The organism is Gordonia sp. YC-XJ4, assembly GCF_059511865.1.
Genome location: NZ_CM183447.1, coordinates 1521938 through 1538404 on the forward strand (window position 1 = coordinate 1521938; position 16467 = coordinate 1538404).

Genomic DNA, 16467 nt, shown 5'->3' on the forward strand with positions numbered 1-16467 from the left:
AGCAAGCTGACAGCTTGCCCACACCGGAAAGTCAGTGCATCCGGCGCACGATCATCATCGTGACCGCAACCCAACCCGGTGTCGCTCCGTTCGACACCACTGCGAATGATGCTCCGAGCAGCCACCATCGAGGATCCGATCTGTCGGTTTCCGCGGATTCGACGCTGCCACCGGCCACCGCGCGCGACCGGCTGTGGCTGGCACTACTCCTCATCGCCACGGCCGTCCTCTACCTGTGGAACATCACGACCAACCAGTACGGCAACACCTTCTATGCCGGAGCGGCGTGGGCCGGGTCGCGCAACTGGGAGGCGCTGCTGTTCGGCTCGGTGGACCCGTCCAACTTCATCACCGTCGACAAGCCACCGGTGTCGCAGTGGGTGATGGGCCTGTCCGGCCAGATCTTCGGATTCTCCTCGGCGAGCATGCTGATCCCCGAAGCCCTCATGGGGGTGGCCGCCGTCGCGTTGATGTACGCGATGGTCACCCGCGTCGCCGGTCGGTCGGCCGGACTGATCGCCGGCCTCGCGCTCGCGATCACCCCGGTCGCGGCGATGATGTTCCGGTTCAACAATCCCGACGCCGCGATGGTGCTGCTGATGACCGCAGCGGCCTACTGCACCTTGCGCGCCACCGCGCGAGGATCGGCGCGGTGGCTCGCTTTGGCCGGTGTCGCACTGGGATTCGCATTCCTGGCCAAGATGCTCGAAGGCCTGATGGTGCTGCCCGCGCTCGGCGCGGTCTACCTCATCGCGGCCCCGCCGACGTTCTGGCGACGCATGTGGCATCTGGTGATTGCCGCTGTGGCACTGATGCTCTCGGCGGGCTGGTATGTCGTGCTGACGCTGCTGTGGCCCGCATCGTCGCGGCCCTATCTCGCCGGCTCCACCGACAACAACTTCATGAACCTCGTCATCGGCTACAACGGGCTCGAACGTGTCGAAGGCCGAAGTGGTGGCGGTGGTGCCCACGGCAACCCGGCCAATGCGATGGCCGACTTCGCGCGTGAGAACCCGCAATTGGCGCAGCGTTTCGGTGGTGGTGGTGGCGGCCGTGGCGGATTCGGCGGCGGAATGTTCGGTGCCCAGCCGGGGATCACGAGGTTGTTCACCGGGGAATTCGGTGCCGAGGTCTCGTTCCTGTTGCCGACCGCGCTCATCGCGCTGATCGTCGTCCTGGCGTTGCGTGGGCGTCGTCCCCGCACCGACCTCGTGCGCGCGGCAACCCTGCTGTTCGGTCTGTGGTTGCTCGTCGACGGACTGGTCCTGTCGTACATGAGCGGTATCGCGCACCCGTATTACTCGCTGGCGATCGCTCCGCCCATCGCCGGTCTCGTCGGTCTGGGCGTCCACCAAACCTGGACTGCGCGTGATGCTTCGGTGAGCTGGCAGCGCTACACCGCCCGCTTCGGTCTGGCCGCGATGATTGCCGCGGGAGCCATCTGGTCGTTCGTGCTCCTCGATCACGAGCCGAACTGGCAGCCCTGGCTGCGGTGGGTGGTGCTCGTCGCGGGCATCGTCGCCGCCCTGCTCGTCGCATTGCCGTCGACCTTCGGACGTCGGATCGCGCTGGCGGTAGGGGTGCTCGGCATGATCGGCATCTTCGCGGCGCCGGCGGCATATGCGATCACCGGCGACACCATCTCGCACACCGGTGGCAGCCCGTCGGTGCTGCCCGAACGCAGCACCGCAGGCGGGCACGGCGGATTCGGCGGCACGACGCACTCCGGCCGCGGCGGTACCGGGTCGTCGGGCACCGGGTCGTCGGGTAGCCGTGCAGGCGGATTCGGTGGGTTCGGCGGATTCGGCGGTGGCTCCACGACCTTGCCCACCCAACTCCAGACCATGCTGCAGAGCAGTCACGCACGGTGGGCCGCGGCGGTGTCGCGGACCAGTTCCGCGGCCGGGGTCGAACTCGCCGCGCACGTGCCGGTGATGGGGGTCGGCGGATTCTCCAACGACCCGGCGCCCAGCCTCGCGCAGTTCCAGAAGTACGTCGCCGACAAGGACATCGGCTACTACCTCGCCCCGGAGACCTCGTCGCAGAACGGCAGCGCCAATGCGGAGCTGATGAGCGCAATCACCAAAGCCTTCGGCGGCACCGGTTTCGGCGGCGGGCGGTCCTCGGTGACCACGCAGATCCAGCAGTGGGTGGAGGCCAACTTCCACGGCACCACGATCGGCAACTACACGGTGTACGACCTGACCGTGGCGCCGACACCACAACCCGCGTCGACGACGGCGACTCCGGCGAGCACGACCACCGGTTCGACCACCACCGCCGGTTCGGCAACTCCTGGCTCGACCGCCCCGACCGCCGGTTTCGGCGGCCACCGCACCGGCCGGCACCGCACCGCCACCACCGGGTAGCCGGACCTCGCCGACAGCGCCCTCCCCACCGCCGACAGCGCTCGCCAAAGGGCTGTCGGCGAGGTGGAGGGCGCTGTCGGCGAAAGCAGGGGCGCTGTCGGCGAACCGGGCGCGACCGCGGCCCTCCGGCGTACCGTGGATGAGGTGGCAGAAGACTTCACATCCGGGGATTTCACGACCGACGCCCCGACCGGCGGTTCAACGACCACCGAAACCCGTCATCCCTCTCCTCGCACCCTTGGTGAACTGCGTGCAAGCGGTCATGTGCAGCGCAGCATCCGCGACGAGATCCGTAACAACCTGCTGACCGCGCTGCGCGAGGGCCGCGATCCGTGGCCGGGCATTGTCGGGTTCGAGGCGACGGTCATCCCGCAGCTCGAACGTGCACTGCTCGCCGGACACGACGTCGTCATGCTCGGCGAACGCGGCCAGGGCAAGACCCGCATCCTGCGGACCCTCGTCGGCCTGCTCGACGAGTGGACGCCGGTGATCGCCGGCTCCGAACTCGGCGAGCATCCCTACGAGCCGATCACCCCGGCATCGATCCGCAAGGCCGCCAACCTCCTCGACGACCTGCCCATCGAATGGCGTCACCGCAATGAGCGCTACAGCGAGAAGCTCGCCACGCCGGACACCTCGGTGGCCGACCTCGTCGGCGACATCGACCCGATGAAGGTCGCCGAAGGGCGCAGCCTCGGTGACCCGGAGACCATCCACTTCGGGCTCATCCCGCGGGCACATCGCGGCATCGTCGCCATCAACGAGCTCCCCGACCTGGCCGAACGCATCCAGGTCTCGATGCTCAACGTGATGGAGGAACGCGACATCCAGGTCCGCGGCTACACGCTGCGCCTGCCGCTGGACGTGCTCGTGATGGCCAGCGCCAACCCCGAGGACTACACCAACCGCGGGCGCATCATCACCCCGCTCAAGGACCGCTTCGGCGCCGAGATCCGCACGCACTACCCGATCGAACTCGACGACGAGGTCGCCGTCATCGAGCAGGAGGCCGACCTCACCGCCACGGTCCCGACCTTCATCACCGAGATCCTCGCGCGGTTCACCCGCTACGCCCGCGACCACCCGTCGATCGATCAGCGTTCGGGTGTGTCGGCGCGGTTCTCGATCGCCGGCGCCGAGACCGTTGCCGCGGCGGCGCTGCACCGCGCGGCCGTCACCGGCGAAGAGGTGCCGGTGGCGCGCGTCGTCGATCTGGAATCGGTGATCGAGGTGCTGCGCGGCAAGATCGAGTTCGAGTCCGGCGAAGAGGGACGTGAACTCGAGATCCTCGAGCACCTGATGCGCAAGTCCGTCGCCGACACGGTGCGTGCCCACCTCGGCGGCATCGACATGGCGCCGCTGGTGTCGGCATTGGAGGCCGGCGAGCTCGTGGTCACCGGTGACCGGGTGCCCGCCGCGGACTTCCTCGACTCGCTGCCGTCGCCGGAGACCACCGCGCCGGTGATCGACGAGATCGCCGAGCGACTCGAGGCCGGCTCCGACGGCGAACGGGCCAGCGCCGTCGAACTCGCCCTCGAGGGACTGTTCCTCGCGCGACGCATCGGCAAGGAAGCCGACGAGTCGGGGCAGACGATCTACGGCTGAGCAACCGCCGATCCACGCATTCCTGCGATCCACGGCCGGGCCGAGTCCCGGCGGATTCGACCAACTCGGGAGAAACCCATGGTGCAGAAGAATTTTCACCGATCCCGGTATCAGCGCTACACCGGTGGGCCGGATCCGTTGGCGCCGCCGGTGGATCTGCGGGAAGCGCTGAGCGAGATCGGCGACGACGTGATGGCCGGCGTCAGCCCGCAACGGGCGCTGCAGGAGTTCCTGCGACGCGGGTCGCAGGACATGCGGGGTCTGGACAAGCTTCGCGAGCAAGTGAACCGGCGGCGTCAGGAGTTGCTCAAGAAGCGCAATCTCGACGGCACCTTCACCGAGATCCGTGAACTCCTCGACCGGGCGGTGCTCAACGAACGCAAACAACTCGCCCGCGACCTCGACGACGATGCACGGTTCGCCGAGATGCAGATCGGCAGTCTCCCGGCCTCCACCGCGCAGGCCGTCGAGGAACTCTCCGATTACCGGTGGCGCAGCCCCGAGGCGCAGCAGGACTACGACAAGATCAAGGATCTCCTCGGTCGAGAACTGCTCGATCAGCGTTTCGCCGGGATGAAGGAGGCGCTCGAGGGCGCCACCGACGCCGACCGGCAGCGGGTGTCGGACATGCTCGCCGACCTCAACGAGCTCCTCAACGCCCACAACCGCGGTGAGGACACCTCGCAGGCGTTCGAGGAGTTCATGGACAAACACGGCGAGTACTTTCCCGAGAACCCACGCAACACCGAAGAACTCATCGATTCGCTGGCGCAGCGGGCTGCCGCGGCCCAGCAGTTCTACAACTCGCTGACGCCCGAGCAGCGGGCCGAACTCGATCAGCTCGCACAGCAGGCATTCGGGTCGCCGGACCTGATGAGTCAACTCGCACAAATGGATTCGGCGCTGCGGCAGGCCCGGCCGGGGCTCGACTGGGACAACGCCCAGGAGTTCTCCGGCGATCAGCAGATGGGCCTGGGGGAGGGGGCCGCGGCACTGCGCGACATCTCCGAACTCGAGGCGCTCTCCGAGCAACTGTCCCAGCAGTACGCCGGTGCGCAGATGGACGACATCGACATCGACGCGCTGGAACGGCAACTCGGTGAGCAGGCCGGCGTCGACGCCCGCACCCTGCAGGAACTGGAGAAGGCGCTACGCGAGGAGGGCTTCTTCGACCGGACCGCCGACGGCCGACTCCGATTGAGCCCCAAGGCGATGCGTCAACTCGGGCAGGCGATCTTCCGGGACATCGCCGACCAGATGGGCGCTCGCGGCGACCGGCAGACCCGCAACAGCGGGCTGCTCGGCGAGCCGACCGGCTCGACCCGCGAATGGGCCTACGGGGACACCGACCCCTGGGATGTCTCGCGCACCGTCGCCAACGCCGTGTTGCGCACCGCCGCGGAAGGGCATCCGACCAGCGACCTGCATCCGGGTGTGCGGATCGACGTGCGCGACGTGGAGGTCGCCGAGACCGAGGCCCGAACACAGGCCGCGGTGGTGCTGCTCGTCGACACCTCGTTCTCCATGGAGATGGAGGGCCGCTGGACTCCGATGAAGCGCACGGCGATTGCGCTCAATCACCTCATCTCGACCCGATTCCGCAGCGACGAACTGCATCTCATCGCGTTCGGTCGCTACGCCCGGTCGATCGACATCGCCGAACTGACCGGGTTGCAACCGCGTATGGAGCAGGGCACCAACCTGCACCACGCGCTGCTGCTGGCCGGTCGGCATCTGCGTCGGTTCCCCAATGCGCAACCGGTGGTGCTCGTCGTCACCGACGGTGAGCCGACCGCGCACCTCGACCCGAGCGGGGAGCCGTTTTTCTTCTATCCGCCGCACCCGCAGACCATCGCATTGACCGTCCGCGAGCTCGACCACGTCGCCCGCCTCGGCGCGCAGGTCACGTTCTTCCGGCTCGGCGAGGATCCCGGGTTGGCGCACTTCATGGATCAGATCGCCCGCCGCATCGGGGGCCGGGTCATCGCCCCCGACGTCGACGGTCTCGGCGCGGCGGTCGTCGGCGACTACCTGCGCTCACGCCGGGGGCCACGGCGGGGCTGACGAGGGAGCAGGCGGTGCCGGCGGGGGTGTGCGCCGCCGTCCGATCAGCCACAGGACGAGACCGGTGATCGCGACGGCCAGACCGAAGCCGCCGCCGAAGACCGCGAGCAGGATGCCGCCGATGCCGGAGAACAGCCCGCCCACCGGCACCGGCGGGGCGCCGACGACGTAGGAGTCGCCGCAATCGAGCGCGTACACACCGCCGCTGGTGATCGAGTACTGGGCGAAGGACCGCACGGTGGTGTTCCGGTAGGTGAACGAGTAGGTCGAATTCGACTGTCGGCGTTGGGCTCCCGGGCCGTTGACGGCGCACGACGGTAAGGCGTCCTCGGCGGCGTCGGACTGTGTTCCCGGCGCATAGAGCACCAGGGTGTCGCCGGCGTCGAGGTGGTGTGTCGCCGACCCTCGGATCTCGAACGCCCGCGCCGAGGTGTCGGAGACCTTCGACAGCCCGATCACCGCGATCGGAATGCCCGCGCCCAGGCTGACGACCACCGCGATCATGCCGAGCCACATCAAGACCTTGCCCACTCGCCGCATGGCCCGATCGTGCCAGACACCGGGCACTCCGGTGGCGATCTCAGGGTCGGATCTCAGGGTGTTCACCAATGTCGGGGCCGGCTCGACCGGCCTAGTCTGAACGGGTGAGCACTGCAGAGGACCCGACCTACGACGACGACCGTCGATCGCGGATGCGCGCCGCCGACGCCGATCGTGAACTGGTGCACGAGATCTTGTCGGCGGCGATGGAGCAGGGGAGCCTGACCCCCGCCGAGTACGAGGAGCGAGCGGGAAAAGCGGTGATGGCCAAGACCTTCGGTGAGCTCGATGCCCTCACCGACGATCTGCCGGTCACCCAGCTCGGGGTGGCGCTACCGGAGCCCGACGCGCCGTATCCCTCGACGGTGACGACCGGGAGCGGCCGCGAACCGATCCGCAGCCGTCTGGCGATCATGTCGGGCAGCGAGCTCAAGGGGCAGGCGGCCGTCGCCGATCAGCTCTCGGCCACCGCGATCATGGGCGGCGTGGAGATCGACCTGCGGGAGGTCGAGTTCACCGCACCGCATCTGACGATCGAGTGCGTCGCCATCATGGGCGGCGTCGACATCACCGTGCCGCCGGATGTGGCCGTGGAGGTCGGCGGCGGCGCCATCATGGGCGGATTCAGCAACAAGGCGTCGGGGCCGGGTGCGCCGGGCGCACCCACGATTCACGTCACCGGCTTCGCACTGATGGGTGGGGTGGACGTGAAACGCAAAGAGCGCGGTGAGAAGCCGCGGAAGCCCTGGCAGTGCGGGCACTGAGGCGGCCGCTGCGTCAGCCCACCCGCCCGTAGATCATCCGGCCGATCGTCTGGGTGAGTGCGTCGAGGGCGTGCGCATCACGCGCGTCGTCGGGGTCGCCCTGTGCGAGTTCGGCGAGCCGCCCGTCACGCACGATGGCGACCAGGGTGGCGAGTTCGGCGGCGGCCGGCCCGTCCGGGGCGAGACCGGCGGCGCGGTCGCGCTCGATCTTGGCGGCGAGCCTGGCCACGAAGCGTTCCCTCGCGCGGCCGAGGAATTCTTGTAGCGGCGGATAGTCGGACTGTCCTGATTGCGCCGCGCACGCGAGGATCGGACCGTTGTCGCGCCAGATCGCGGCGACCGCCGCCAACTGGGCGCGCAGGCCGTCGAGGTCGGGGCCGTCGGAGTCGAACCACTCATGGGTGCTGGTGAATTCGTTCCAGGTCTGTTCCATCAGTGTGGCCAGGACGGCCTGCTTGGACGGGAAATAGAAGTAGAAGCTCGTGCGGGAGATGCCGGCCGCCGAGGCGATCTCGTCGATGGTGACCTGGCCGATCGGCCGATGCGACAACAGCCTCCGGGTGGCGGCGAGGATCTGCTCCTCGCGTCGGTCGCCCTTGGTCGGGGCGCCGCGCCGACGACCCGCAGCCGCGGTCTTGGCGGAACTCATGGGTTCATCGTAGGGAACGGCACATAATCGACGTCACGTCGATCTGAATCGACACACTGTCGATTTCTGTTCTATGGTGGTCGGCATGTCTTCTTCGACCACCCGGCGTCCGGTGTCCCCGGCGCTCGTGATCGTCGCCGCTGCGGCGTCGGTCCTGTTGCTCTCGATGATCCAGACCCTCGCGGTGCCCGTACTGCCGCAGATCGGCGAGCAACTCGACGTCTCGCTGACCACGGTGGGCTGGGTGACCACCGCGACGATGCTCGCCGCGTCGGCGTTCACCCCGCTGTTGGGTCGTCTCGGAGACGTCTACGGTCACAAACGCGTGATCCTGGCCGCGCTGGCATTGACGCTCGCCGGCAGTCTCGTTGCCGCGCTTGCCGATTCGATCGACGTGCTCATCGTCGGACGGGTGCTGCAGGGTGCGAGCTTCGGCTTGTTCCCGCTGGCGATCAGCGTGCTGCGCGAAGAACTCCCGCGCGAGCGACTCACCGCCGCCATGGCGATCACCGCCTCGGCGCTCGGCGTGGGCAGCGGGCTGGCCCTGGTGGCGACCGGGCTGCTCACCCGCAACGACGCCGACTATCGCCGGATCTTCTGGCTGTGTGTGGCGATGACCGTCGTGGTGATCGGTCTGATGCTCGCCGCCGTCCCGAACCGTGTGGGATCGGGTGGACGCGTCGACTATGCGGGCGCTCTGGTGTTGGCGATCGGACTGGTGTGTCTGCTGTTGCCGACCTCGCAGGGCCACGACTGGGGGTGGGGATCGGCGCGGGTGATCGGCCTCTACGTCGCCGCCGTCGTCGTCCTCGTCGGATTCTGGGTCCTGCAATCGCGCCGGGCGACGCCACTGGTGTCGGTGGATCTGCTCAAACATCGCGCGGTGCTCGCGACCAACACCGCATCACTGTGCGTCGGCTTCGCGATGTTCAGCGTGTTCCTCGGCGCCACCTACTTCGTGCAGACGCCGGAACTGTTGGCGGGCTACGGGTTCGGTGCCTCGGTCCTGCGGACCAGCGTCGTGTTCATGCTGCCCGCGGCGATCGTGTCGATCCTCGTCGGACCCATCGCCGGACTGCTCGTCGCCCGGAGTGGGCCGCGGGTGGTGCTGCTCGGCGCGGGGATCGTCGGGGTCGTCGGCATGATGATGCTCACCGTGCTGCACGACAACACCGGCGAGATGATCGGCGGCCTGATCGTCGCGAATGTGGCTGTGGCAGCGGCATATGCGGCCATGCCGGCGCTGCTCGTCGCCAACGTGGAGCCACAGGAGACCGGAATCGCGAACTCCATCAACTCGATCATGCGGACCGTCGGTGGCGCGGTGGGAAGTGCCGTCATCATCACCGTGCTCGCCGCCGAGGTGGCGGTGCACTCGGTGCACGGTGTGCCGGTGGCGTTGCCCACCGAGAACGCCTACCGGGTGGCGTTTCTGCTGGGCGCCGGAGCGTTCGCGCTCGCCGCGGCGTTGGCGGCCTTCGCCATTCCGCGCGGCGGACACCCGATGAGCGCCCATCAGCGCGAGGAGGAGATCGCCGTCGGCGCCGCGGGCGAGTTCTCGACGGCATCGGTGTCACTCGACTGATCGGTGTCACTCGACTGATTGGGGCGAAGCCCGCCGGCGATCAGGCCAGGAGCCATGCGATGATCGCGATCGCCGGGATCGACGCGAGTGTGGTGATCAACGCGGTGTCGCGGGCGAGCACCTGACCGCGCCGGTATCGGGTGGCGTAGACCAGAACGTTCTGCGCGGTCGGCAGGGCGCCGATCACGGTCTGCGCAAACAGTTTGTGGCCCTGCTCGCCGAAGCCCCAACGGGCGATCGCGTACACGAGGACCGGCATCGCGATGGTCTTCAGCACGGTCGCGAGTACGATGTCGCGTCGCGGGCTCTGCCCCTTCTTGAACACCGTCACCCCGGTCAGCGACAGGCCGAAGGCGAGAAGGGCTCCCGGCACCGAGGCATTGCCCAGCATCTTCAACGGTTCCAGGATCGCCTGTGGCGGGGTCCATCCGATCGCGGAGATGACCACCCCGAGCACGCCGCCGATGACGATCGGGTTGGTCAGCGGCAACACGATCGCATCACGGAACGGGTGACCGGTCCCGCGTTCCAGCGCGGTGAGATCCAGTGCGGTCAACGCGATCGGCGAGTAGATGAGGATCTGGAACAGCAACAGCGGCGCGATGAACGACGCGTCGTCGAGCACGAAGATCGCAATCGGCACACCGAGATTGACGCTGTTGACATACGACGACGACAGTGCGCCGATGACCAGATCGGGAGTCGGTCTGCGTAACAACACCTTTGCGACGACGAAGTACAGCAGCCCGATGATCAGCGCACTGCCGCCGGCGATGACCAGGGTCGAGGAGAACACGACCGACAGGTCGGTGGTCACCAGCGAATAGAACAGCAGCGCCGGGGTGGCGACGAAGAAGACCAGCCGGGAGAGCACCTCATGGGCATGTTCACCGAGCAGCCCGGTCCGGCCGAGGAGGAATCCGACGCCGACCATGATGAAGATCGCGGTGAAACCGGAGACGACGCCTGACACCCGGACGAGTGTATTGCCGCGTCACCGGTACCGATCGAACGGATGAGTCGCCGGCTTCGGTGCGCGGTGGTGACCGACCGGTTCGCTATCCTGATCGGCATCACGCCTCCGGGCGGCCGATCAGGAAGGTCGAAGCATGTCCACACCGCAGGATGACCGCGGGAACTCACCGGACTCCGGCGCATCGCCGGATGACGAGACGACGATCCATCACCCCAAGATCGACTTCAGCAAGCCGACCACACCGTCCGACGACGCGTCGCAGTGGCAGTCGACCCAGCTGAACCCCTCGCCCCCGACACCGTCGCAGGGTGCGGGGCTGCCGCCGTTGCAGCCGCCGACGCCGCCGGCGTCGTCGACCCCGCCCGCGTACGGCGCACAGCAGTATCCGGCGTCCGGGACGCCCGGCTACGGCCAGCCCGGTCAGGCTGCGCCGGGTTACGGTCAGCCCTCCTATGGGCAACCGGGCTTTGGGCAACCGGGCTATGGACAGCCCGGTTACGGGCAGCAGCCGGGGTACGGACAACCGGGATACGGGCAGCCATACATCGGTGTGCCGGCCAAGCGCACGAATCCGATGGCCATCGCGGCGCTCGTCGTGTCGCTCGTCGGCTGTGGGTGCCTGAGCTGGCTCGGGATCGTGTTCGGGGTCATCGCGCGAAACCAGATCAGGGACTCGCAAGGCACCGAGGAAGGCGAGGGATTGGCACTCGCCGGGATCATCATCGGTGCCGCGGCGCTCGTGATCTTCATCGTCTACATCGTCATCAACGTACTGATCGGTGGTTTCGCGGCGGTGTCGTCGAGTTCGTCGTGACCACCCCTGGTCGGGGGTGATGGCACGTTTTGGATCCGCGACCACCCGCCGGGTAGTCTGGTGGGGTTGCGTGTCGCGCCTAACTGCCGCGGACGCGCTGACCAGGAGCAATCATCCCCCGTACTCGGTGCGGATGAATGGCGAGACCACGTAGAGAAGGGCACGATCATGGCTGTACCGAAGCGCCGGATGTCGCGGGCGAACACCCGCAGCCGTCGTTCGCAGTGGAAGGCGGACAACCCCGCACTGCAAGAGGTCAAGGTGAACGGCGTCGCGCAGCGCATCCCGCGTCGCCTCGTCAAGGCCGCGCAGGCCGGCATCATCGATCTCGATCGCCGCTGAGCGAACGTTTGACCGGATAGCCGGTCCACAACGTACCGACCGCCCCGGGAGTTTCTCGGGGCGGTCGTCGTTGTGAGAGGCGGTTGCCGTGAGGAGTACCCGTGTTGCTGCAGATTCTCACCATTGCCGGCATCGCCGTGTTCGCCGCGTCGGGTGCGGTGCTCGGCGTGCGCAAGGACTTTGATCTCTGGGGCATCCTCACCGTCGCGATCCTCACCGGCGTTGGTGGCGGCATCCTGCGTGACCTGCTGCTCGGGGTCACCCCGCCCACGTCTCTGCAGACCTGGCAGCCGGTCGCCACGGCGGCCATCGCCGGTGTCGTCGTGTTCTTCTTCCATCCGGCCTTCACCGAGTTGCGTCGCACGATCCTGGTGCTCGATGCCTTCGGTATGGGACTGTTCGCCACGACCGGTGCGAGCGTCGCCGTCGGCTTGCACGCGAGTGCGTTGGCCTCGGTGCTCGTCGGGATGCTGACCGCCATCGGTGGCGGTGTGATCCGCGATGTTCTGGTCAACGAGGTGCCGCTGCTGTTGCAGCCGGCCGATCTCTACGCGGTGCCCGCCCTCGTCGGTGCCGGTGTGTACGTCGCCGGGCACGCCATGTTCCCCTCGGCGCACGGGGTGTTGCTGGTGGCGGGGGCCGCGATGGCCACGACCCTGCGTCTGTGCGGACTCGCGTTCCGATGGCGCCTGCCCGTCGCCCCGCGTCGGACCACCGTCTGGCCGACCCTGCGGTTACCGCGACGCCGGGCCGAGAAGCGGCCGGGCGAGGTCGATTCGTAACGGGGTTATTCTGCCCGGTGGTCTCGAGACGCTCCGGCTCGCTGCGCTCGCGCGGGGCTCCTCGACCATCGGGGGAATACAGTTTCCACCGAATCGGGCTGAAAACGGCGATTTTTCGGGTCGGTGGTCCGCTGCGGTGGAAGTTATATCTGTAGGCGGGCGCTCCGGCGGGGCGCCTTTTCCGGTGGTCGAGGTGCCGAGGAGCGCCAGCGACGAGCCTCGAGACCTCGTGTGTCAGGGCAGGTTTCGGGTTCCAGCGTTGGCGTGCGGTGGTCTCGAGACGCTCCGGCTCGCTGCGCTCGCGCGGGTCTCCTCGACCATCGGGGGAAAAGGCTCCTCGACCATCGGGGAACCGGGCTCCTCGACCATCGGGGGCCTACTGCGCGATCAGCTTGTTGACGGTGCGGTTCAGGAAGTTCGGGATGAACTTGGCGGCGTTGTTGAGGAACAGCGTCTGGGTGCCGACGGAGTAGCTGGTGCGGTGCAGCAGGCGATCGATGCGATTCGGGTTCACCGACTCGTAGACCTTCTCGGCAACCTCCTCGGGCGTGATGCGCACCCCGAGGGTCTTGGTCGACTTGGCGTCGTTGTCGGCGAGGGCGGTCTTGGCCCACAGCGGCCAGATGCCGACGACGCGGATGTCCTCGTGCTCCCACTCGAGTTCGAGGGCTTCGGTGAGGCCGGCGACGTAGAACTTGGTGGCCGAATAGGTGGCGATGCCGGGCTGGCCGTAGATCGCCGACGCCGAGGCGATGTTGACCAGGTGCGCGCCCGGCGTCTTCTTCAGGTACGGGTAGGCGGCCTGCGCGCCGAGGGTCACGCCCAGCGCGTCGATGTCGATCTGCGCGCGGATCGCCTCGGGGGTGATCTCGTCGAGGCGTCCCGCGACGAGGATGCCCGCGTTGTTGTCGAGGACGTCGAGGGTGCCGCCGGTGTGTTCGGTGAACGCGGCGAGCGCGTCGGCCCACTGTTGTGGTTCGCGGACGTCGAGGACGCCGGTGATGAAGTCGGGGTGATTGGCGGCCACCTTGTCGAGTGTTTCTGGGTTCACGTCGTAGACGCCAACGGTCCACCCCTCGCGCTCGAACCGCTCGGCCGTCGCCAGCCCGATGCCCGACGCACCGCCGGTGATGAAGATGGAAGACATGTGCACTCCTCGGTGTGACCTGCGCAAACGTGGTACCACTCAGAACTTACTGGTGAGTATAGTAGCGAAGCTGTTTACCAGGTCACACGGGACTGCTATCTTGACAACAAGCGTTGATATGACATCAGCCGTTGTCATAGAAAGACCCGACCGAGACGGAGGCACCGCGACATGACCGCCGCAATGGACCGCACAGCTCCTCACACCCCCACTGACGACGACGGAGTCGTCGTCAGCATGCACGACCAGGGAACCGACGAGGTGTCGACGCGCCTGCTCGCGTCGGCGGCCCGGCTGTCGCGCAATGCGATGACCGAGATCGACTGGTCTCTGCCCATGGACCCGACGAAGTACGGCTGCAGCCCGGAATGGTCGTCGCTCTATGGCACCGCCTACTGGGACGAACTGACCGAGGAGCAGCGCATCTCGGTCACCCGCCACGAGTTCGCGTCGATCATGAACATCGGCATCTGGTTCGAGATGATCCTGCAGGAAATGGTCGTCCGCGATCAGTACCTCGGGGCCTACCACAGCCCCGAGTTCCAGTTCGCGCTCACCGAGATCGCCGACGAATGCCGGCACTCGATCATGTTCGCCAAGGCCAGCGAAAAGATGGTCGGCACGTCGTACAAGCCCACCAAGTGGGTCGGACGGCTCGGCAGATTCTTCAAGGCCACCGCCAAGAACGAGGTCGCCTACGCCGGCATCCTCGTCGCCGAAGAGGTCCTTGACGTCTTCCAGCGCGGCTGCATGCGGGACGAGCGGGTGCTCCCGTTCATCCGCACCGTCAACGAGATCCACGTCCTCGAGGAATCGCGGCACATGAAGTTCGCGCGCGAAGAGGTTCGTGAGTCGATGCAGGGAATCAGCTGGGCCCGCCGCCAGTTCAGTGCGCTGTATGTGTCGGTGGCCGCGTACATGATCGTGTCGAGCCTGGTGCAGCGCAAGGCATTCGAGGATGCCGGACTCGACGCCGACCGTGCCGTCGAGGAGATGAACCACAACTCGCACTTCCAGTCGATGATCCGCAGCAGCTGCGCGCACCTGATGGAGTTCCTCGACGAGGTGGGCCTGCTGACCCGCCCGGCGATGCACTACTACCGGAAAGTGCACATGCTCTGATGTTTGTCATCACCCAATCCTGTTGCAGCGACGCAGCATGCGTGTCGGTCTGTCCGGTCAACTGCATCCACCCGACTCCTGAGGAGCGGGGCTTTGGGACCTCCGACATCCTGCACATCGACCCGCAGGCCTGCATCGACTGCGGTGCCTGCGCCGACGCCTGCCCGGTGGACGCGATCTTCCCCGCCGACAAGCTCGGCACCCGCGACAAGGTCTTCGTCGAGATCAACGCCGACTACTACAAGAACAACCCGGACGCGACCTCGGGGTGGCCGACGCCGGGAGCGGAGCGAGCGGGTCGAAACATCGCCGACGTGGTCTACCCGGAGATCCCGAAACTTCCTGCGGGACTGCGCGTTGCGTTGGTCGGCACCGGACCGTCGGGTGGTTACGCCCTGCGGACCCTGCTCGACCGCACCGAGGCACAGGTGACCGTCATCGACAAGCTGCCCACCCCCGGCGGTCTCGTGCGTGCCGGCGTGGCCCCCGACCATCCGGGAACCAAGGGCGTGTTGCGCGGCTTCGACCTGCTCTACCGCGACCCGCGCGTCACCATGGCCACCAACGTCGAGGTGGGGGAGGGGCCGGGGCAGATCACCCCCGCCGAGCTCGCCGACCACTTCGACGCCGTGTTCTATGCCGTTGGCGCGAGTGAGTCACGGCGCCTGGGGATTCCGGGTGAGGAGCTTGCCGGCTCGACGTCGGCGACCGAACTCGTTGCCTGGTACAACGCGGTGCCCGGCGCCGACGCTGCACCGCCGATCCGCCGCGATGACACCGCGACCGGCCGGGCCGTCATCGTCGGCACCGGCAACGTCGCACTCGACGTCGCCCGCATCCTCATTTCGCCGCCGGAGTTGTTGGCCACCACCGACATCGCCGACCGTGCACTACGCATCCTCGAGGAGCAGAACGTCCACGAGGTCGTCGTGCTCGGCCGTCGCGATCAGGCGTCGGCTGCCTACACCTCGGCGGAATACCGTGCGCTGTCGACGATTCCGGGTGTGGAGGTCGTCGTCCACGACGATCCCGACGCCGAATTGCCGGACTTCACCGGACCCGCCGACCCGCAGCGTCGTCGCATCGTGTTCCTCTTCCACTCCGCCCCGGAACGCATCCTCGGGCAGACGCAGGTCGAGGCCGTCGACGTCCGCACCGGATCGCACACCCGTCGCATCGCCGCCGATCTCGCGGTGCGCTCCATCGGGTATCGGTCGGTGCCGATCGCGGGACTGCCGTTCGACGACGTGCGTGGCGTGTTCCCCAACGACGAGGGCCGGATGCTCGACGAGCACGGGCAGGTCATCCCGGGCGTGTATGTCCTGGGCTGGGCCAAGCGCGGCCCGAGTGGCGGTATCGGCGCCAACAAGATGTGTGCGCAACGCACCGTGGAGGACTTCATCGACGACGCCGCCGCGGGTGTCCTGCCCCGATCCGGGCGCGCGGCCGAGGAGTTCGGAGCGTTGTTGCGCAAGCGAACCCGCCACGTCATCGGCTACCGCGGCATGCGCGCCATCGACCGCATCGAACGGCGTCGCGGCGAGGAGCAGGGCCGCCCGCGTGTGAAGTTCACCCGCATCCCCGACATGGTCGGCGCTGCGGGATGGCGCAAACGATGACCGTGGGCCCGGGCCGTCGTCCATCGGCCCGGGCCAACATCGCAACCCCGGGGTGCGTCGCACCCCGGCGTCGGTGCCACGTGAGCGCC

General features: G+C 67.6%; 14 protein-coding genes. 10 read left to right on the forward strand and 4 right to left on the reverse strand.

The genetic code is table 11. From position 1 onward, the window contains the following. The first annotated feature begins 14 nt into the window (after positions 1-14). The 3 genes from AC5ZH6_RS06660 to AC5ZH6_RS06670 all read left to right on the forward strand — a co-directional run bounded on the left by AC5ZH6_RS06660 (position 15) and on the right by AC5ZH6_RS06670 (position 6038). Positions 15-2369, forward strand: coding sequence for a glycosyltransferase family 39 protein (locus AC5ZH6_RS06660; protein WP_288337436.1), 2355 nt, complete (start codon positions 15-17; stop codon positions 2367-2369). A gap of 135 nt (positions 2370-2504) precedes the next feature. Continuing rightward, entirely contained in the window at positions 2505-3974 is a 1470-nt protein-coding gene (locus AC5ZH6_RS06665; protein WP_026920301.1) for a sigma 54-interacting transcriptional regulator, read from the forward strand. Positions 3975-4052: 78 nt separating this feature from the next. Continuing rightward, the gene (locus AC5ZH6_RS06670) at positions 4053-6038 is read left to right on the forward strand and encodes a vWA domain-containing protein (protein WP_014359168.1); all 1986 of its coding nucleotides are present in this window, start codon (positions 4053-4055) and stop codon (positions 6036-6038) included. Here AC5ZH6_RS06670 and AC5ZH6_RS06675 read toward each other — a convergent pair. Further along, positions 6012-6578 carry a hypothetical protein gene (locus AC5ZH6_RS06675; RefSeq protein ID WP_496168707.1) on the reverse strand — a complete coding sequence of 189 codons (567 nt, stop codon included), beginning with the start codon at positions 6576-6578 and terminating at the stop codon, positions 6012-6014. The two genes, AC5ZH6_RS06670 and AC5ZH6_RS06675, sit on opposite strands and share 27 nt — an antisense overlap. Before the next feature lie 104 nt (positions 6579-6682). On the opposite strand from AC5ZH6_RS06675, the gene AC5ZH6_RS06680 reads away from it, so the two are divergent. Beyond that, positions 6683-7342, forward strand: a complete 660-nt coding sequence (locus AC5ZH6_RS06680) for a DUF1707 SHOCT-like domain-containing protein (protein ID WP_496168709.1) — start codon at positions 6683-6685, stop codon at positions 7340-7342. A 13-nt stretch (positions 7343-7355) separates the two neighbouring features. Here the strand turns inward: AC5ZH6_RS06680 and AC5ZH6_RS06685 are convergent, their stop codons facing one another. Beyond that, complete coding sequence (locus AC5ZH6_RS06685) at positions 7356-7991, reverse strand: TetR/AcrR family transcriptional regulator (RefSeq protein ID WP_211542253.1); 636 nt, start codon at positions 7989-7991, stop codon at positions 7356-7358. 85 nt (positions 7992-8076) lie between these two features. On the opposite strand from AC5ZH6_RS06685, the gene AC5ZH6_RS06690 reads away from it, so the two are divergent. Continuing rightward, complete coding sequence (locus AC5ZH6_RS06690) at positions 8077-9576, forward strand: MFS transporter (protein WP_496168710.1); 1500 nt, start codon at positions 8077-8079, stop codon at positions 9574-9576. 40 nt (positions 9577-9616) lie between these two features. Here the strand turns inward: AC5ZH6_RS06690 and AC5ZH6_RS06695 are convergent, their stop codons facing one another. After that, complete coding sequence (locus AC5ZH6_RS06695) at positions 9617-10549, reverse strand: AEC family transporter (RefSeq protein ID WP_014359173.1); 933 nt, start codon at positions 10547-10549, stop codon at positions 9617-9619. Between the two features lie 136 nt (positions 10550-10685). Between AC5ZH6_RS06695 and AC5ZH6_RS06700 the strand changes: the two genes are divergently transcribed. From AC5ZH6_RS06700 to AC5ZH6_RS06710, 3 genes are all read left to right on the forward strand, one after another. Then, positions 10686-11366 (forward strand): DUF4190 domain-containing protein, encoded by a 681-nt coding sequence (locus AC5ZH6_RS06700; protein WP_496168711.1) that lies wholly within the window; start codon positions 10686-10688, stop codon positions 11364-11366. A gap of 168 nt (positions 11367-11534) precedes the next feature. Further along, entirely contained in the window at positions 11535-11708 is a 174-nt protein-coding gene (rpmF, locus tag AC5ZH6_RS06705) for a 50S ribosomal protein L32 (protein WP_014359175.1), read from the forward strand. Between the two features lie 101 nt (positions 11709-11809). Further along, positions 11810-12490: a trimeric intracellular cation channel family protein gene (locus AC5ZH6_RS06710; protein WP_014359176.1), complete on the forward strand. Its 681-nt coding sequence runs from the start codon at positions 11810-11812 to the stop codon at positions 12488-12490. 376 nt (positions 12491-12866) lie between these two features. On the opposite strand, the gene AC5ZH6_RS06715 is transcribed toward AC5ZH6_RS06710, so the two are convergent. Further along, entirely contained in the window at positions 12867-13637 is a 771-nt protein-coding gene (locus tag AC5ZH6_RS06715; RefSeq protein WP_496168713.1) for an SDR family oxidoreductase, read from the reverse strand. Positions 13638-13808: 171 nt separating this feature from the next. Here AC5ZH6_RS06715 and AC5ZH6_RS06720 point away from each other — a divergent pair, with 171 nt between their 5' ends. After that, on the forward strand, positions 13809-14759 hold the full coding sequence (locus tag AC5ZH6_RS06720) for an AurF N-oxygenase family protein (protein ID WP_014359178.1): 951 nt from the start codon (positions 13809-13811) through the stop codon (positions 14757-14759). Next, positions 14759-16378: an FAD-dependent oxidoreductase gene (locus AC5ZH6_RS06725; protein WP_094602423.1), complete on the forward strand. Its 1620-nt coding sequence runs from the start codon at positions 14759-14761 to the stop codon at positions 16376-16378. The genes AC5ZH6_RS06720 and AC5ZH6_RS06725 overlap by 1 nt, the downstream gene beginning before the upstream one ends. The last annotated feature ends 89 nt before the right edge of the window (positions 16379-16467 follow it).